The 18557-nt window shown below is 70.2% G+C and carries 14 protein-coding genes; 2 read left to right on the top strand and 12 right to left on the bottom strand.

The features are described 5' to 3' along the window. Positions 1–72: 72 nt before the first annotated feature. From IDM45_RS15060 to IDM45_RS15040, 5 genes are all read right to left on the bottom strand, one after another. Positions 73–1272, bottom strand: a complete 1200-nt coding sequence (locus tag IDM45_RS15060) for an HD-GYP domain-containing protein (RefSeq protein ID WP_209423570.1) — start codon at positions 1270–1272, stop codon at positions 73–75. After that, entirely contained in the window at positions 1269–4364 is a 3096-nt protein-coding gene (locus IDM45_RS15055) for an efflux RND transporter permease subunit (protein ID WP_209423569.1), read from the bottom strand. The genes IDM45_RS15060 and IDM45_RS15055 overlap by 4 nt, the downstream gene beginning before the upstream one ends. A gap of 9 nt (positions 4365–4373) precedes the next feature. Then, complete coding sequence (locus IDM45_RS15050; RefSeq protein WP_209423568.1) at positions 4374–5561, bottom strand: efflux RND transporter periplasmic adaptor subunit; 1188 nt, start codon at positions 5559–5561, stop codon at positions 4374–4376. 75 nt (positions 5562–5636) lie between these two features. Next, positions 5637–7289 (bottom strand): efflux transporter outer membrane subunit, encoded by a 1653-nt coding sequence (locus IDM45_RS15045; RefSeq protein ID WP_209423567.1) that lies wholly within the window; start codon positions 7287–7289, stop codon positions 5637–5639. Continuing rightward, the gene (locus IDM45_RS15040) at positions 7286–8011 is read right to left on the bottom strand and encodes a TetR/AcrR family transcriptional regulator (RefSeq protein WP_209423566.1); all 726 of its coding nucleotides are present in this window, start codon (positions 8009–8011) and stop codon (positions 7286–7288) included. Before IDM45_RS15040 ends, IDM45_RS15045 begins: the two co-directional genes overlap by 4 nt. Before the next feature lie 220 nt (positions 8012–8231). Here IDM45_RS15040 and IDM45_RS15035 point away from each other — a divergent pair, with 220 nt between their 5' ends. Beyond that, on the top strand, positions 8232–10217 hold the full coding sequence (locus tag IDM45_RS15035; RefSeq protein WP_209423565.1) for a monovalent cation:proton antiporter-2 (CPA2) family protein: 1986 nt from the start codon (positions 8232–8234) through the stop codon (positions 10215–10217). A gap of 275 nt (positions 10218–10492) precedes the next feature. Then, complete coding sequence (locus IDM45_RS15030; protein WP_209423564.1) at positions 10493–11047, top strand: adenine phosphoribosyltransferase; 555 nt, start codon at positions 10493–10495, stop codon at positions 11045–11047. A 93-nt stretch (positions 11048–11140) separates the two neighbouring features. Here IDM45_RS15030 and IDM45_RS15025 read toward each other — a convergent pair whose 3' ends face one another. From IDM45_RS15025 to IDM45_RS14995, 7 genes are all read right to left on the bottom strand, one after another. After that, positions 11141–11998, bottom strand: a complete 858-nt coding sequence (locus IDM45_RS15025; RefSeq protein ID WP_209423563.1) for a hypothetical protein — start codon at positions 11996–11998, stop codon at positions 11141–11143. A 150-nt stretch (positions 11999–12148) separates the two neighbouring features. Continuing rightward, positions 12149–12667, bottom strand: a complete 519-nt coding sequence (locus tag IDM45_RS15020; RefSeq protein WP_209423562.1) for a Crp/Fnr family transcriptional regulator — start codon at positions 12665–12667, stop codon at positions 12149–12151. An 87-nt stretch (positions 12668–12754) separates the two neighbouring features. Further along, entirely contained in the window at positions 12755–14161 is a 1407-nt protein-coding gene (mnmE, locus tag IDM45_RS15015) for a tRNA uridine-5-carboxymethylaminomethyl(34) synthesis GTPase MnmE (RefSeq protein WP_209423561.1), read from the bottom strand. 127 nt (positions 14162–14288) lie between these two features. Continuing rightward, on the bottom strand, positions 14289–15875 hold the full coding sequence (locus IDM45_RS15010; protein ID WP_209423560.1) for an ABC transporter substrate-binding protein: 1587 nt from the start codon (positions 15873–15875) through the stop codon (positions 14289–14291). A gap of 114 nt (positions 15876–15989) precedes the next feature. Then, complete coding sequence (gene yidC / locus IDM45_RS15005) at positions 15990–17705, bottom strand: membrane protein insertase YidC (RefSeq protein ID WP_209423559.1); 1716 nt, start codon at positions 17703–17705, stop codon at positions 15990–15992. Further along, positions 17702–18010, bottom strand: coding sequence for a membrane protein insertion efficiency factor YidD (yidD, locus tag IDM45_RS15000; protein WP_209423558.1), 309 nt, complete (start codon positions 18008–18010; stop codon positions 17702–17704). The genes yidC and yidD overlap by 4 nt, the downstream gene beginning before the upstream one ends. Then, complete coding sequence (locus IDM45_RS14995; protein WP_209424159.1) at positions 18007–18525, bottom strand: ribonuclease P protein component; 519 nt, start codon at positions 18523–18525, stop codon at positions 18007–18009. Before IDM45_RS14995 ends, yidD begins: the two co-directional genes overlap by 4 nt. Positions 18526–18557: the final 32 nt, after the last annotated feature.

Genomic DNA, 18557 nt, shown 5'->3' with positions numbered 1-18557 from the left:
TCCATGCACCCGCACCGCGCGGGGTTTCGCAGGACTGCCGCGCCTGGCCATGGTGCAGCGCGCCGCGACCGTTCAGACCAGCGGCAGCAGCCGCGCCAGCGGCAGGTGTACGCGCACCTCGTTGCCGGGCACGGCAGCGGTGATCTTCCACTGCGCCTGGGTGGTGTCGCGCGGGATCAGCTCGCCGGTAGGCATCCCCTCGCGGTTCACCACCACGGCCACGCGCGGCGTGGTGGCGCTGGCGCCACGGCGCAGCACCAGCGCCACTTCCTGCGTGGCCAGGCGCACATGCGTGCCGGGGGGATAGACGCCCAGCGTCTTGACCAGTGCCGCGCCGGCCTCGTCCACCTGGCGCTGCTCGTCGTAGTAGCTGGCCTGCATGGCGGCCGTGGAGGCCAGCGGCTGGCGCGTGGCGCGCGGCGCGATGCGCGCGCCGAACACGTCGGCGCGCTGGATCAGCCGCGCCATCTGCAGCCCCTCGCTGCGCTCGGCCAGCGGGCCGGGGATGCGCGCATGGTGGTGGCGCACGGCTTCCAGCCAGACCGGATCGCTCATGCCCATCTGGCGCAAGAGCGCCTCGGAGTGCTCGGCATGGTCGGAGATGGCGTCGATCTGCGCCGCAGTCAGCGGGTCGGTCTGCTGCGCCAAATCGTCCTGCAGCGCCGTCATTGCGATGTTCATGGACAGCGCCGCCTGACCCAGGCGCGCCACCTTGGCCTCGGGCCAGCCCAGGGTCTCGCCAGCCACCAACATGCACACGCTGGCCACCAGCATGGCGTGGGTAGCGCTGTACATGCGTGTCTCGCGCCCGGTCAGGTAGATCAGCGCCAGCAGCAGGCTGTCGGGGGTTTGCTGGCATTGGCGCTCCAGCTCCTCGTGCAGATCCAGCAGGCGCTGCGGGAAGTCGCTGCTGCCCGGCGCGCGCAACAGCTGCGAAGCCCGCATCTGCAGCTCGGCCCAGTCGGCGGCGGCGCCCTCCGGGTTGTGCTGGATAGCCTGGGCAGCCGACAGCTTCATGGCGGCGATCTGGCCCAGCGAGGCATCGGCCAGCAGCATCTGCTGCATCTGCGCCAGATAGGCGCGATGGCTGTCGCCCGACTCATGGGTGTCGATGCACAACTTGATGCCTCGCGCCAGCAGCACGCCCAGATCCTGGCGGTTGCGGATCACATAGCCCTTGTGGGCCAGCAGCTTGCCATCGGCGCCGCGCAGCGCAAACGGCAGCGGCTGGCCGAGCGGGATGGTGTCAATTTCGAGAGTAACCAGTTTCATGGCGATGTAACAGAACGTTCATCATACGCTGGTGCCCTGCGCCCGCGCACCAGCCGGATCAGCCAGTGCTCGAAATCATCGACCCAGGTGAACGCGGCCGGCACGACCAGCAGGCTGAGCACCGTGGAGGTGATCAGGCCGCCGATCACGGCCACGGCCATGGGTGAGCGGAAACTCATGTCCGCGCCGCCCAGGCCCAGCGCGATCGGCATCATGCCAGCGCCCATGGCCAGTGTCGTCATGATGATGGGCCGGGCGCGCTTGTGGCAGGCGTCCAGTAGCGCGTCGAGCCGGCTCATGCCGCGCTCGCGCCGGGCCATGATGGCGTACTCGACCAGCAAGATGGAGTTCTTGGTGGCAATGCCCATGAGCATGATCAGCCCGATCAGCGACGGCATGGAAAAGCTCTGGCGCGCCAGCAAGAGCGCCACGAAGGCACCGCCCAGCGACAGCGGCAGCGCCATCAGGATGGTCACCGGCTGCAGGAAGTCCTTGAACAGCAGCACCAGCACGATGTAGATGCAGACCACTCCCGTGAGCATGGCCAGGCCGAAACTCTCGAACAGCTCGCCCATCATTTCCGCGTCGCCGACGTTGATCAGGCGCACGCTGGCCGGCAGGCTTTTCACGGCGGGCAGGTTGTGTACGGCCTCGGTCACCTCGCCCAGGCCGCGTGCGCCCAGCTCGATCTCGAAGTTGACGTTGCGCGAGCGGTCGTAGCGCTTGATGACCGCCGGGCCGCCGGCCAGCGCCAGCTCGGCCACCTCATCGAGGCGCACCGGCCCACGGCTGCCCGGCACGGTGAGGCGTTGCAGTGTCGCCAGGTCTTCGCGCGCCGCATCCTGCAGGCGCACCACGATGGGCACCTGGCGCTGCGCCAGATTCAGCTTGGGCAGGTATTGCTCGTAGTCGCCCACGGTGGCCACGCGCAGCGTCTCGGCGATGGCCTGCGAGGTCACGCCCAGGTCGGCGGCGCGAGCGAAGTCGGGGCGGATGGCGATCTCCGGGCGCACCAGGCTGGCGTTGGAGCTGATGCCGCCGATGCCGCCGATGGTGCGCAACTCGCGCTCGACGGCGCGCGCGCTGCTGGCCAGCGCCTGCGGGTCGTCGCTGGCCAGGGCCACGATGTATTTGTCGTTGGAGCCGCCCAGGCCCACCTTGACGCGCACGCCCGGCACGTCCTGCATGGCCGCGCGCAACTGCTCCTCGATGACCTGCTTGCGCGGGCGCTCGCTGCGCGGCGTCATGCGCAGGGTGAGCGTGGCGATGCGCGGGTCGGCCGAAGCGGCGCTGCTCGACGCCGGGTCAGCCCCTGCCGAGCCGGCGCCGATGGCCGTGTAGATGCTCTCGATGTGGCCCACCTGCATGGCGCGCTCGGCGGCCAGGCGGGCAATGGCGCGGGTGTCGTCGAGCCGGGTGCCGGGCGGCAGCTCCAGTGTGACCTGGGTCTGGGCGTTGTCGTCCGCCGGGATGAAGCCCGAGGGCAGCAGCGGAATCAGCGCCAGCGAAGCGATGAAGAACAGCAGCGCGCCGATCAGCGTCCACAGCCGGTGGCGGATGCACCACTCGGAGGCGCGCATGTAGGCGGCCAGCCAGCGCGGCTCGCGCTCCAAGTCCACCATGGGCTTGAGCATGTAGGCCGACATCATGGGCGTGAGCAGCCGCGCCACGACCAGCGAGAAGAACACCGCCAGCGCCGCCGTCCAGCCGAACTGCTTGAAAAAGCGCCCGGCAATGCCGCTCATGAAGGCCGTAGGCAAAAACACCGCGATCAGCGTGAAGGTGGTGGCAATGACGGCCAGGCCGATCTCGTCGGCCGCCTCCATCGCCGCCTGGTACGGCGTCTTGCCCATCCTCAGGTGGCGCACGATGTTTTCCACCTCGACAATGGCATCGTCCACCAGGATGCCGACCACCAGCGACAGCGCCAGCAGCGTGATGATGTTGATGGAGAAACCCAGCATCTGCATCCCGATGAAGGCCGGGATGACCGACAGCGGCAGCGCCACCGCCGAGACCACCGTGGCGCGCCAGTCGCGCAGGAACAGCCAGACCACGACCACGGCCAGGATGGCGCCCTCGTAGAGCAGCCGCATGGAGCTGTCGTACTCGTCCTGCGCGATGTCCACGAAGTCCACCGTGCGCTGCATCTGCAGGTCGGGGTGCTCGGCGCGCAGCGCATCCAGCGCCTGCTGCACGCCGGCGCCGACCTCGATCTCGCTGGCGCCGCGGCTGCGCGTGACCTCGAAGCCGATGACCGGCTTGCCGTCCAGCATGGCCGCCGAGCGCGGCTCGGCCACGGTGTCCTCGATGCGCGCCAGCTGATCCAGGCGCACATGGCGCCCGCCGGGCAGGGCGATCTCCAGGCGCGCCAGCTCGGCGGCGGTCTGCACCGTGGCCTGGGTGCGCAGCGCCTGCTCGGCGCCGGCGATCTCGGCGCGTCCGCCGGCGCTCTCCAGCTGCACCTGGCGCACCTGGCGCGAGACATCCGCCGCCGTCGCGCCCAGCGCCTGCAGCTTGAGTGGATCGAGCGCCACGCGCACCTCGCGCGTGACCCCGCCGACGCGGCTGACCGCACCCACGCCGGGCACGGTGAGCAGGCGGCGCGTCAACGTGTCGTCGATGAACCACGACAGCGCCTCGTCGTCCATGGCGCTCGAAGAGATGGCGAACGCCGCAATCGGCTGCGCCGTGAACTCGAACTTGTTGATGATGGGGTCGCGCAGGTCGGCTGGCAGATCCGAGCGCACCCGCGCCACCGCCGAGCGCACGTCGTCCACCGCCTCCTGCACCGGCTTTTCCAGCTGGAACTCGGCGGCAATCGAGGCCATGCCATCAACCAGCGTGGTGCTGATGTGCTTGAGGCCCTGGGTGGTGGCGATGGCGTTCTCGATCTTGCGCGCCACGTCGGCTTCGAGCTGCCCCGGCGCCGCGCCGGGCAGTGCTGCCTGGACGATGACGATGGGCAGATCCATGTCCGGGAAGTTCTGCACCTTCATGGAGCGAAACGCCATCAGGCCGCCCAGGGTGAGCAGCACGAACAGCATGGCTGCCGGTATGGGGTTGCGGATAGACCAGGCCGAGAGGTTCATGGCCACTCCTTATTTGATAGCTGTCTGCGCTTGCCCAGCGGGCGTTTTCGCCGGATTTGGCTCTGAATCTCCTGGAGCGGGAGTGGGGGCGTCGGCGGCCACGCGCACGGTGTCGCCGTCGTTCAGGAAGGTTCCGCCCTGGCGCACGATGCGCGCCTGCGGGGCCACGCCCTGCAGGATTTCCACCCGCTCGCCCGAGCGCTCGCCGGTGCGCACGCGGCGCATGTGGACGCGCGCGCCCTCGCCGACTTCGAAGACGTTGGAGAAACCGTCGCGCACCACGATAGCCGACAGCGGCAGCGTCAGGCCGGCGCGCTCGCCCAGCCGGAAGTCGCCGCGCGCATACATGCCGGCGCGCACGTCCGGATGCTGCGGCAGATCGACATAGACCAGAGCGTTGCGCGTGGCCGGATCGACGGTGGGCGCCAACATGCGCACCGTGCCCGGCACCTGCGCGCCGCTGGCGGCGCTGACCTGCACGCTCATGCCGGGGCGGATGCGCGGCAGGTCGGACGCGCCGACCTCGGCGCGCCACTCCAGCCGGCCCCGGCGCACCAGGCGAAACAGCTCGGTGCCGGCGCCGACCACGGCGCCCACGGTGGCGTTGCGCGCCGAGATCACGCCGGCATCGGGCGCCAGCACCTGGGTGCGCTGGAGGCGCAGCTCCTGCACGTGCAGCATGGCCTGCGCCGCCTCGACGCGCGCCTGCGCGGTCTGCGCGGCAGTGGCGTATTGCTGGATCTGCTGCTGGCTCAGGGCGCCCGAGGCGGTGAGCGTTTTGGCGCGCTCGGCGTTGGCCTGGGCGTCGGCAGCGGCTGCGCGGGCTTCCAGCAGGCTGGCGCGCGCCTGCGCCACCTCGGCCTGCACGGTCTCGGGGGCGAAGGTGGCCAGCACTTGGCCGGCGCGCACCTGGTCGCCGACGTTGACGCGCACCTCGGTCAGGCGCAGGCCGTTGGCCTCGGAGCCGATGCTGGCCTCCTGCCAAGCGGCGATGTTGCCGTTGGCCGCCAGGCGCTCCTGCACCTGGCCGGCGCGCGGCTGCACCACGGTCACGGTGAGCGCCGGGCGCGGCGCGGGGGCGGCGGCTGCCGGGGTGTCAGCGTGCGAGGCGCGGCTGGCCAGCAGCGCGCCACTGCCGGCGGCCAGGGCCAGCACGGCCAGGGCGATCAGGGTCTGGAGGGTTTTCGGGCGGGGCATGGCGGGTGGGCGAAAAGAGGGGTAGGTCGGGCGTGGAGGGGGCTAGGGCAGGCAGCGCTGGCGGAGCGCAGGCCCTCACCCCCACCCTCTCCCGCACGCGGGAGAGGGAGCTGGGGCAATGCACGGCGCGGCTGCAGAGCGTGGCGTTACAGCGGCAGCACCATCCGCACGCTGTGGTGTTGCACCGGCGGCACCGTCCGCACGCTGCGGTGTCGCACCGTCCGCGCTTGCGTGCTGTGGCGCTGGCGCCGGATTGGCTCCCTCTCCCGCGTGCGGGAGAGGGCTGGGGTGAGGGTGCTCCCCCACTACCACCGGCGCATCCAGCGCGCGCGTCCAGCCCCCGCCGGCAGCGCGGTACAGGGCGATCCAGGCCGACAGGCGCTCGTGCTCCAGCGCCACCAGCGCCGTCTCCGAGGCCAGCTGCATCCGGCGCGCATCTTCGAGCTCGACCAGGCTGGCCAGGCCGGCCTGCCAACGCGCCTGCGTGGCCTCGAAGGAGCGCCGGTAGCCCGCTGCCGCCTGCTGCGCGCTGCCGGCGCGCTCGGCGGTGCTGGCCAGGCGCGCCAGGCCTTGCTCGACCTCGGCCACGGCCTGGCGCACCACGGCGCGGTAGCGGCTGGCGGCCAGCTCGTAGCGCGCCTGCGCGGCCTCGGCCTGGGCGGCGCGCCGGCCTGCATCGAACAGCGGCACCGACAGCGCCACCGGCCCGATCGACCAGGTGGTGCTGGTGGCATCCATGACGCCGGTGCGCACCGTGCCGGCGCCGATGGAGCCGAGCAGCTGCAGGCGCGGGTAGCGCGCCGCCTCGGCAGCGCCGACCTCGGCGCTGGCGGCGGCGACTTCGCGCTCGGCGGCATACACGTCCGGGCGCTGGGCCAGCAGCTGCGCCGGCAGCGCCGGCAGGGCAAACAGCGCGCCGGTGGCGGGCAGCGGCGGCGCGGCGGCCAACTGGGTGCGCAGCAAAGTCTCGTCGCGCCCGCTCAGGGCGACCAGTGTCTTGACGCCGATCTCGCACTGCAGCCGCTGCTGGGCGACGCGCGCCCGCGCATCGGCATGGCTGGCCGTGGCCAGGGCGGCGGTGGCCGGCGCGGTGAAGCCGGCGCGCTCGCTCTCGACCGACAGGCGCGCCGTCTCGCCGCGCGAGTGGGCGTCGGCCTCGGCCACGGCCAGCTGGCGCTGGCAGGTCTGCCAGGCGCTGTAGTGCTGCGCCACCTCGGCGGCCACGGCCACGCGCGCCTCGTGCCACTGGGCGGCGGCAGCGCTGCCGCGGGCGCGCGCGGCGTCCAGCTGCGCGGCGTTGCCGCCGAACACATCCAGCTCCCAGGCCGCCTGGGCGCCCACCTGGGCCACGCTGGCCAGCGTGCCCAGCTGCTCGTTGAAACCCCGGCTGGCGCTGGCCTGCGCATCCACGCCGGGCAGCAGCGCCGAGCGCGCCGCCACCTGCTGGGCGCGCACCTGCGCCAGCTGGGCGCCGGCCTGGGCCACGCTCGGGGCCAGGGCCTGGGCATCGGCGATCAGGCCGGTCAGCAGCGCATCGTCCAGGCTGGAGCGCCACCAGTCGAGCAGCCCATCGACACTGCCGCCGTGCGGCAGGCTGGGCAGCGGCGCCTGCCAGGCGCTGGGGGCGCTGGCCTGCACCTGCGGCGGCGGGCGCGAGACGGCGCAGGCGGTGAGCAGCACAGGCGCGGCAGCGAGCACGGCGGCGCGCAGCACAGGGGATGGTTTCATGGTGTGGCGGCAGGGGTGGAGGGGCCGACGGGGCGACGGCGGATGCGGCGGCGCTCGGCAGCCACCATGGCCAGGGCGTAGTCGGTCAGGCGCTCGGCCCATTGCTGCAGCGCCTCGGGCGTGGCCAGCAATTGCGGCTGCTGCGCGACCAGGGTCTCGTGCTGGCACCAGACCTGGTGCGCCAGGCCGCTGACGGCGCAGGCCAGGCGCTGCAGGTCGTCGTCTGCGGCAGGCAGCCGCAGGTGGCGCTGCAGCAGTTCGGCGATGACGCGGCTGGAGACATCGACATCGTGCCCGGCCACGGGCTGGCGCTGGTCTGCCGGCTCCAGCATCTGGCGCAGGTACAGGCGCACCATCTGCTGCGCCATCTCGCTGTGGTGCAGTGGCGCCAGCGCGCCCTCGAAAAAGCGCAACAGCGCGATGCGCAGCGACAGGCCGGGGCGGGACAGGTCGGGCACCAGCGCGGCCAGCGAGCCGAACGGGTCGGCAAACAGCGCGGCGTGCAGCGCCGCCTTGTCGCCGAAGTAGTAGCTCACCGCCGCCACGTTGGTCTGCGCCTCGGCGGCGATGGCGCGGATCGAGGTGCGGTCGTAGCCGTGCGCGGCAAACAGCTTGAGCGCCGCCAGCAGCAGCCGGGTGCGCGCGGGCTGGGCCTGCGGCTCGGCGCCGGGGCAGACCGGGCAGGAGGCAGCAGGGCGGGAATCAGGAGGCAGAGCGGACATCGGCGCGCATTAAACCATGCCAATCAAACGTTTGTTTGATTTTTTCAATCCTGGCCAATGCTGTAGCTCCCTGCACCGCCCTACGCGGGCGTTGCCAGAGCCAACAATTTGCTACCCTTAATGTAGCTGTCAGCGCTTGTCCAGCAAGGCCTAGAGGCGAAAAACACCCATGTTTTATGCAGCGCTTCCACGGCCTGCAGCCATGCCGTTACGATCGCGCATGTCCTCACTCGCCCTGACTTTGCTGTACCTGCTGGCCGCTGTGCTGGGCGTGGTGGCGTGCCGCAGCCTGCGCCTGCCGCCCATGATGGGCTACCTGGCGGCGGGCATCTTGATCGGCCCGCACGCGCTGGCGCTGACGCGCAACTCTGAGGGCGTGCGCCACCTGGGCGAGTTCGGCGTGGTCTTTCTGATGTTCACCATCGGGCTGGAATTCAACCTGTCCAAGCTGCGTGCCATGCGCCGCCACGTCTTCGGCCTGGGGCTGGCGCAGGTGGCCGTGTCCATGCTGGTGTTCACCGGCGCGCTGCTCGTCCTGTCGCGCTGGGGCACGCCGGTGTGGCAGCTGGGCTGGCAGTCGGCGCTGGCGCTGGGCGGCACGCTGGCCATGAGCAGCACCGCCATCGTGGTCAAGCTGCTGGCCGAGCGCGCCGAGCTCGACAGCGAGCACGGCCAGCGCATTCTGGGCATCTTGCTGTTCCAGGACTTGGCGGTGGTGCCGCTGCTGGTGCTGATCCCGGCGCTGGGCTCCTCGCCCGACCAGTTGCTGCTGGCGCTGGGCCTGGCGCTGGTCAAGGCGGCGCTGCTGGTGGGCGTGCTGCTGGTGGGCGGCCAGCGCGTCATGCGCTGGTGGCTGACCCTGGTGGCGCGCAGGAAGAGCGACGAGCTGTTCATGCTCAACCTGCTGCTGGTCACCCTGGGCCTGGCCTGGCTGACCGAGCTGGCCGGACTGTCGCTGGCGCTGGGCGCCTTCATCGCCGGCGTGCTGGTGTCCGAGACGCAGTACCGCCACCAGGTGGGCATCGACATCCGGCCCTTCCACGACGTGCTGCTGGGCCTGTTCTTCATGACCGTGGGGATGATGCTGGACTGGCACATCCTGCTGGAGCACTGGGCGCTGGTGCTGTTCCTGCTGCTCGGGCCGCTGGCCATCAAGACGGCCATCATCACCGCCCTGGCGCGCGCGCAGGGAGCGACGGCGGGCGTGGCGCTGCGCGCCGCGCTGTATGCCGCGCAGGCCGGCGAGTTCGGCTTCGTGCTGCTGAGCCTGATGCAGACGCACGCGCTGATCGAGCCGGCGCTGATGAACCCGGTGCTGGCGGCCATGGTGCTGTCCATGCTGGCCACGCCGTTTCTGGTGCAGCACAGCAACCGCATCGTCATGCGGCTGGCCGCCAGCGACTGGCTGCAGCAATCGCTGCAGGTCACCACCATTGCGCGCCAGGCCATCAACACCAGCGGCCACGTGCTGATCTGCGGCTATGGGCGCAGCGGCCAGAACCTGGCGCGGATGCTGGAGCACGAGGGCATTGCCTATATGGCACTGGATCTGGATCCCGACCGCGTGCGCCAGGCGACGGCGGCGGGCAACTCGGTGGTCTTTGGCGACGCCACGCGGCTGCAGGCGCTGATGGCCGCCGGGCTGGCGCGCGCCGCTGCCGTGGTCGTCACCTACCAGGACACGCAGTCCGCCTTGCGCGTGCTGGCCAGCACGCGCGAACACGCGCCGCACGTGCCGGTGCTGGTGCGCACGCACAACGACGCCCACCTGGAGCAGTTGCAGGCCGCCGGCGCCACCGCCGTGGTACCCGAGGCCATCGAAGGCTCGCTGATGCTGGCCAGCCACGCGCTGGCGCTGCTGGGCGTGCCCATGCGCCGGGTGCTGCGCCTGGTGCGCGACCAGCGCGATGCACGCTACGACCTGCTGCGCGGCTACTTCCACGGCGCCGACGACGACACCGTGGCCGAGCGCGACCAGGAGCGCCTGGCCTCGGTCACCCTGCCCGCCGGCGCGGCTGCGCTGGGCCACGCGCCGGCCGACCTGGCGCTGGCGCCCTCGGGTGTGCGCCTGGTCAGCGTGCGTACCGCCGACGGGCGCATCGCCAGCGCCGACAGCACGCTGGCGCTGGCGGCGGGCGACACGCTGGTGCTATCGGGCCACCCGACGGCACTGGCGCTGGGCGAGGAGCACTTGCTGCGCGGCTGAGGGGACAGCCGCTTCCAGCGCACTTTCTTAGAGCGTGTTTACGATCTCCGCGCGCAGGGGCACTGGTGCGGATCGGGATGGGCTGCCAGGCGCAAACCGCAGCGATAGCCCGTGCTATCGCGAGGATTTGCAACGCCGCAGACCGCCCGAGGCCGCGCCCGCGCACCCGCGCGGGGATCGTGAACACGCTCTTACACTGCACGGCTTTGCCTGTGCGCGCCGGCCCACTCCGGCCTGTCCAGCCCGTTCATCTTCAGCCCCTTTACCCCACGACCATGCACCACCTGAGCGTCAACGACTACCTGCGCCAGAACATCCGCACCGTACCCGACTGGCCAGCCCCTGGCGTGCAGTTCCGCGACATCACGCCGCTGCTGCAAAACCCCCAGGTGTTTCGCGTCATGATCGACGCCTTCGTGCATCGCTACATGGCGCCCGAGCGACGCCCGGATGTGGTCGCCGGGCTGGATGCGCGCGGCTTCATCATCGGCGCCGTAGTGGCCTACGAGCTGGGTGTGGGCTTCGTGCCCATCCGCAAGAAGGGCAAGCTGCCCTTCACCACGGTGGAGGAAACCTACGAGCTGGAGTACGGCAGCGCCACCGTCGAGCTGCACGCCGACGCCGTGCGCGCGGGCGACCGCGTACTGCTGGTCGATGACCTGATCGCCACCGGCGGCACCATGATGGCCGGCAAGCGGCTGCTGGAAAAGCTCGGCGCCAGCGTCATGGAAGGCGCGGCCATCGTCGATCTGCCCGAGCTCGGCGGCTCCGAGCGCCTGCGCGCCAGCGGCCTGCCCCTGCATACGCTGGTGGACTTCGCCGGGCACTGAGGCCCTTGCGGCCCGTCCTGGCACGGCGGCTGCACGACTATGTTTTTCATAGCTGCAAGCGCTTGCCAGGCAAGGGTTTGGAGCCTATTTGGCTCAAAGATCGCCGTACTGGGTGGAGCTCAGATCGGCCTTGCGCTCGTTTTGCTGCGGCATCACGGTGTCCTCGAAGCCCGTGTTGGGCGGCAGCAGCGGCCCGCTGCGCGTGATCCTGCCGGGAGCCGCTGGCGCCGGGGCCGGGCGCGCGGCAGCGGCGTTGGCCAGCGCCTGCTTGAACGCCGCCACCTCGTCGGGCTCGATGGGGTCGAAGCGCCCTGTCGGTGCCGGTGCTGCGCGCGCCGGCGCGGCGGTTGGCGCTGATGCGGCCACGGGCGCTGGCGCAGCGCCGGCCAGCGGCGCCGGGCGCGATGGCGCGCCGCCGCTGGCCGGCGGGCGCATCAGCGGCGCCGGGCGCGAACCCAGATCGCCATACAGGCTGTGGCTGGTGGCTGACGTGCCAGCGCTGCGCACCGTGGGCGGCTGCCCCAGCAGCATGTTCATGCGCCAGTACACGGCAGTCACCAGGATGTCGTGCCGGGCCTTGGCGGTGTCGGTGATCAATCCTTCCAGCTCGGCGCCCTGCTCGGGGGTGCCGGCGTATTCGGGCGCTATGTCCAGCATGACCAGGAACTGCGCGCCGCGCTGATCCAGCGACAGCACCTTGAACTTGTAGCCCGCCGACAGCACGCTGGCGCGCACCATGACGTCGCGCACCACGGCATAGAGCTGCTCGCGCCGCTGCATCCGTTCATCCACAGGAACAGGAGCGGCACCAGCCACCAGCCCTCCTCCTGCCGCGCCGCCCGCAGCAGCCGGTTGCCCGGCGCTGCTGCCCGCTGCCGAAGCAGGAGGGGTTGGGCGCTGCGGAGGGATGGGCCGCTTGGCCTTGGGAAAGAGCCAGCTCAACAATGACATGGTGTATTCAAGACGGACGCTGTGGGGAAAACCGGCGACAGTGTATCCAACCGTAATACCAAAGAAGGCTACCCGGATGTGCTGCGGCACTGGCCGGCAGCCCATCGTGGCACATGCGGGGCGCTGGCGCCAGACATTGCAGCGCGCCCGTCAGGTGGCCGCGATGCGCCGGCGCCGGTCGCCCAGGCGCCGGGCCAGCACGGCGCCGGCGGCCATGGCCATGTTCAGCGCCACCGCCGGCTGGCGGTTGCCCAGCTCGACATGGCGCAGCGCCGGCAAGGCCCACAGCACCGAGGGCGCCGCCGCCTGCACGGTGGCGCTGCGTGGCCGGTGCGAGAAGAAAGCGCCTTCGCCGACCAGGGAGCCGGCGCCGACGATGGCCAGGCGCAGGCGCTGCTTGCTGTCTTCGTAATGCACGCTCAGACTGCCGCTTTCGATCAGGTACAGGGTGCGGTCGCTGCTGCCCTGGGCAAACAGCACCTGGCCGGCGGCCAGTTGCACAGGCAGCAGGTAGCCGGTCAGCACCTCCCATTGCTCGCTGCTGAAGGCCTGGGGCATACGGTCATCGGCGCTGGCCTGGCTGATGGCGGCGATCAGCCGGCTCAGATCGGCCCTGGCGCCAGGCGCGCCCAGGGAAGATGGAGAGGGAGAAGGAGGCAGGTCAAGCATAGGCCGGCGACGGTAACCCGGGGCTTGCGCTTGCACAAGCGGCGCTTACCAGTGCTTACCGGTACTTGACGGCTGCGCGTGCGCGCGTCACTTGCCGATGCAAAAGCGCGAAAAGATCACGCCCAGCAGGTCATCGGCGCCGAACTCGCCGGTGATGCTGTTCAGGGCGTTCTGCGCCAGGCGCAGCTCCTCGGCCAGCAAGTCCAGCGCCGGGCTGGCGGCGTGCAATTGCGCCGCTGCCTGCATCAGGTGGGCGTCGCTGGCGTGCAGCGCCTGCAGGTGGCGCTCGCGGGCGATATACACACCCTCGGGCACGGCCTGCACGCCGGCCGTGCGCAGCAGCAGCTGGCGCAGCGCATCCAGCCCGGCGCCGGTGCGCGCTGACAGCCACACGGCCTGGCGCGCGGCAGAGGCGGCATCGCCAGCGGCGGCGGCGGCCACCGCATCGCTTTTGTTCCACACGTCGATGATGGGCACGCCGGGCGGCAGGCGCTGGGCCAGCGTGGCGGCGATGGCGGCGTCGGCGCTGGCGTATTCGGGTGTGCTGCTGCGCGTGAGGTCGTGCAGGAACAGCACGGCGTCGGCGCCGGCGATCTCGTCCCAGGCGCGCGCGATGCCGATGCGCTCGACCTCGTCGCCGGCCTCGCGCAGGCCGGCGGTATCGACCACGTGCAGCGGCACGCCCTCGATCTGGATGGTCTGCTGCACCTTGTCGCGCGTGGTGCCGGCGATCGGCGTGACGATGGCCAGCTCCGCGCCGGCCAGGGCGTTGAGCAGCGAGCTCTTGCCGGCATTGGGCTGGCCGGCGATGACCACCTTGATGCCCTCGCGCAGCAGCGCGCCCTGGGCGGCACGCTGCAGCACCTGGGCCAGCGTCTGCTGCAGATTCGCCAGCTGGCCGTGCGCGTCGGCCTTTTGCAGGAAGTCGATTTCTTCCTCGGGAAAATCCAGCGTCGCCTCGACCAGCATCCGCAGGTGGATCAGCGCATCGCGCAGCCGGTGGATGTCTTGCGAGAACGCCCCGGCCAGCGAGCGGCTGGCGCTGCGCGCGGCGGCGCTGGTGGTGGCGTCGATCAGGTCGGCCACGGCCTCGGCCTGGGCCAGGTCGAGCTTGCCGTTCAGGAAGGCGCGCTCGGTGAATTCGCCCGGCTCGGCCAGGCGCAGGCCCGGCAGGTGGCCAGCCGCCGCCACCTGCAGGCAGCGCGCCAGCAGCAGTTGCAGCACCACCGGCCCGCCGTGCGCCTGCAGCTCCAGCACGTGCTCGCCGGTGTAGCTGTGTGGCGCCGGGAAGTGCAGCGCCAGGCCGTGGTCTATGGGCTGGCCGTCGGCATCGGCAAAGGGCAGGTAGTGCGCGTGGCGCGGCTGCAGGCTGCGGCCCAGCAGCGCCGGCACGAAGCCGCCCAGTGCCCGCGCCGACACGCGCACGATGCCCACCGCACCCCGGCCCGGGGCGGTGGCGATGGCGATGATGGGGTCGTGGCGACGGGCGAGCATGGCAGTGTTTGCTATTGAAAAAGAAGCTGCCTGCGCTTGCCACCATTGGCTTTGCAGGTCGAATGACCCGCAAAGCTTTGTGGGACAAGCGCAGACAGCTCCTGTTTTGGGAGTGCGCCGGCAGCGCTTACTTGACCGTCGTCCAGTTGGGCATGGGCCGGTCGTCGGCACGGTGTACGGTGTCCACGCCCTTGCGCATGGCCCAGGGGCGGATCTGGTGGTGCAGCGGGATGTAGTAGTACTCGTCCTTGGTCAGCTTGAGCGCGTCGTGCAGCAGCGCGTCGCGCTTGGGCTGATCCATCTCGGTCTTGATCTGCTGGATCATCTCGTCGAGCTTGGCGTCGGAAAAGCGCCCGCCGTTATAGACGCCAGCGGCCGTCTTGCCCTGCTTGGTGGACATGAGCGAGTCCAGCGTGTAGAGCGCATCGAACGTCGCCACGCCCCAGCCGAACAGGTAGGCGTTCACGTCGTTGTTCATGACGCGCGTGACGAACTGCGCCATGGGCGCGGCAGACAACGTGGTCTTGATGCCGATGCGCGTCCACATGGCGGTCACCGCCTGGCAGATGGCCTCGTCGTTGACGTAGCGGTCGTTGGGACACTCCAGCTTCAGCGCGAAGCCGTTGGGATAGCCGGCATCGGCCAGCAGCTTCTTGGCCGCTTCCACATCGTATTTGGAGGCACGCTCGTCGAGCTGCTTGCTCCAGCCGCTGACCATGGGCGCAACCATGGCGCCGGCAGGCACGGACAGGCCGCGCATGGTATTTTTGTGCAGGCCGGCGGTGTCGATGGCCTGGTACATGGCCTGGCGCACACGCTTGTCCTTGAGCGGGTTCTTGCCCGGCGTGCCGGCGCCCGGCAGCTCGTCGCGGAACTGATCCAGGCCCAGGTAGATGGTGCGGTTCTCGGCACCCTCGATGAGCTTGAGCTCGGCGGTGTTCTTCAGGCGCGCCAAGTCCTGCGGCGGCGGATCGACGACGAAATCTACCTGGCCCGAGACCAGCGCCGCCGTGCGCGTGGCGGCCGACTTGATGGGTGTGAAGATGACCTCATCGACGTTGCCGCGTGGCTTGTCCCACCAGTCGGGGTTCTTGGTCAATTGCAGCTTCACGTCGGGCTGCCACACGACCAGCTTGTACGGGCCGGTGCCGTTGGCGTTGCGCGAGGCATAGCTCTCTTCCTTGCCGCCGTAGTCCTGCGACTTGACCGAGTTGTGCTTCTCGGCCCAGGCCTTGTTCATGATGCGCGCCTCGGTCAGCTCGCGCAGCAAGATGGGGTTGGGGCCTTTGAGGATCACATCGACCGTGTGGTCATCGACCTTCTTCACCTCCTTGACGCTTTGCGTGGCGCTTTGCATGTTGGACGGCGGCGTCATGGCGCGCGTGAGCGAGAACACCACGTCGTCGGCGGTGAAGGGCGCGCCGTCGTGGAACTTGACGTCACGCCTCAGCGTGAAGCGCACCTGCGTGGGGCTGACCTGCTCCCACTTGGTGGCCAGCGCCGGCTCGACCTGGAACTTCTCGTCGTAGCGCACCAGGCTCTCATAGACCTGCTGCAGGAAAGCGTGCGTGGTCTGGTGGTTCTGCGAGTGCGGATCGGCGGTGTTGATGTCGTTGGCGCCGGCCCAGCGCAGCGTGGCGGCGCTGGCACTGCCGGCAGCCAGCAGTGCGGCTGCGGCCAAGGTGGCCAGGCGGAAGGTGGTGAGTTGCAGCATCGGTGGTGTCTCCTGTTTGAAGTGTGCCGGGGATGGTAACCAAAATGCCCAGCCCGAAAATGCCGACGGCCACCCAGGGTGGCCGTCGGCAGCTATGGTTTTGCCAGCGCGTGGTCAGCGGAACTTGGGCAGGTTGAACTGCGGCGGCACGCCCATGCGCTTGTTGATGATCCACTGCTGGGCAATCGACAGCAGGTTGTTGGTCAGCCAGTACAGCACCAGGCCGGCCGGGAAGAAGAAGAACATCACGCTGAAGATCAGCGGCATGAACCACATCATCTTGGCCTGCATGGGGTCGGGCGGCGCCGGGTTCAGCGCGGTCTGCAAGAGCGACGACAGCGCCATCAGGATGGGCAGGATGAAGAAGGGGTCGGGCGAGGACAGGTCGTGGATCCAGCCGATCCAGGGCGCGTTGCGCATCTCCACGCTGGACAGCAGCACCCAGTACAGCGCGATGAACACCGGGATCTGGATCATGATGGGCAGGCAGCCGCCCATGGGGTTGACTTTTTCCTCGCGGTAGATGCGCATCATCTCCTGCTGCATCTGCTGGGGCTTGTCCTTGAGGCGCTCGCGCATTTCCTGGATGCGCGGGTTGATGGCCTTCATCTTGGCCATGCTGGCGTAGGCCTTGGCGTTGAGCCAATAGAACATGATCTTGAGCAGCACCACCAGCGCCACGATAGACCAGCCCCAGTTGCCCAGCACCTTGTGCAGCTGATCGAGCAGCCAGTACAGCGGCTTGGCCAGGATGGTCAGCCAGCCGTAGTCCTTGACCAGCTCCAGGCCGGGGGCGAGTTGCTCCAGTTGCGTCTCGATCTGCGGGCCGGCGTACAGGCGTGCGTCCAGCGCCTTGGCCTGGCCGGGGGCGATCTCGCCCAGCGGCGTGATGGCCTGCACGCGGTAGCAGCAGTCGGGAGCGCTCAGGCCGATGTCGGCGGCCTCCACGCGCAGCTCGCGCGGCGTGCCCTCGGGCAGCAGCCAGGCAGTGGCGAAGTAGTGCTGCACCATGGCGATGTAGCCGTCGTCGGCGCGGGCCGGGATGTCGGCCTTCTTGTTGCGGATGTCCTTGAAGTCGATCTTCTGGTACTTCTTGGCCTCGGTATAGACCGCCGGGCCGGTGAAGGTCGAATAGAACGAGGACTCGCCCGGCGGCTTGCTGCCGTCGCGCACCAGTTGCAGGTACAGCTGGGGCGACACCGGTGCGCTGCCGGTGTTGACGACTTCGTGGCGCACGGCGATGTCATACGCGCCGCGCTTAAGCGTCCAGGTCTTGACCAGCTTGATGCCGCCCAGGTCGGGCGACTCGAAGCGCACGGCCAGCGTGTCCTGGCCGTCCTGCAGCGCACGCGGGCCGGGCGCCACGCTCATGGCCGTCTTGTGGTTGGGGAAGCCGCCGCCGGTCAGGCCGGTCTGCGCCACATAGACGCGGCTGGCGCTCTCGTCGAGCAGCACGAAGGGCTGGGCCTTGTCCTGCATGTCGGCGTACTGCAGCAGCTCGCCATGCACCAGCGAGCCGCCCTCGCTGTCGAAGCTCAGGCGCAGCACGTCGGTGTTGACGGTAATGCGCTCGCGCGGGGCGGCCGGCGCCGCCGGGGCGTCGCCGGCAGGCGGAGCGCTGCCCTGCAGGCTGGCGCTGGCCGCCGGCACGCCGCTGGCTGCCGAAGCAGGGGTGGCCGGGGTCGCCGGGGTGTCGGCAGCAGCAGTCTGCGCCGGCGGCGAGGGGAAGAAGGTGGCCTGCTTGCCGTTGTGAATCTGCCACTTGTCCCACAGCAAGACCAGGGAAAAGCCAAAGATCACCCACAGGATGGTGCGGCGGATGTCGTTCATGGGGAGGAGGTCTGGTTGTCCGAGGAGGAGGAAGGAGCAGCCGGGGCTGGCGGCACCAGCCGCGAGAACAGCCGCATGTGGCGCGGCAGCTCCTGCGGCACGGGATCATGGCCGCCGGCGCACCAGGGATGGCAGCGCGCCAGGCGGGCCACGGTCAGCCAGCTGCCGGCGACAGCACCCCAGCGCTGCAGCGCGCCCAGCGAGTAGGCCGAGCAAGTAGGCTCGAAGCGGCAGGCTGAGCCCAGCCAGGGGCTGAGCAGCAGGCGGTAGCCACGCACCAGGGCGATCAACAGGCGCTGCATCATGGACGCGGGCCACGGTCTGCAGCGCCCTGGCGCGGCGCCGGGGCTGGGGCCGCCTCTGCCGCCGGCCCGCGCTCGTCGGTGCGAGCAGCGCGGGCGGCACGGGCAAAGAGTTGCTGCAGCTCCGCGCGCACAGCGCTCTTGAGCGCATCAGAGGAGGCGCTCACGAACTGCTTGCGGTCAAAGGCGGCACGCAGGCGCACCACGTGGGCAGCGTGCGGCAACTCGGCGCGGCGCTCAGCGGCAACGGCGTAGATCTGGCGCTTGATGGCGTTGCGCGTGACGGCGCGGCGCGCCCAGCGCTTGGGCACCATGGCACCCAGCCAGGGCCCGGTAGGTGCGCCCGCAGGAAGCGCAAACAGGGCCTGCGACTGACACGCAGCAGGCGTGCAGTCAGGCCCTGAAAGGGGAGTTGCCAGCGGCAGCGGAAGCCGGTGCAGCGCGAAGTGCGCCGTGCGGGCCGCCGTGCCTGCGGCCATGGTCGCCTGGAACTGGGGACGGGTCTTGAGCCGATGCATGGCAGCGGCAGCGCCGCGCACCGGAGCCGGCG

Source organism: Melaminivora jejuensis (assembly GCF_017811175.1).
GTDB lineage: Bacteria > Pseudomonadota > Gammaproteobacteria > Burkholderiales > Burkholderiaceae_C > Melaminivora > Melaminivora jejuensis.
This window is presented reverse-complemented; position numbering and strand designations above follow the sequence as displayed.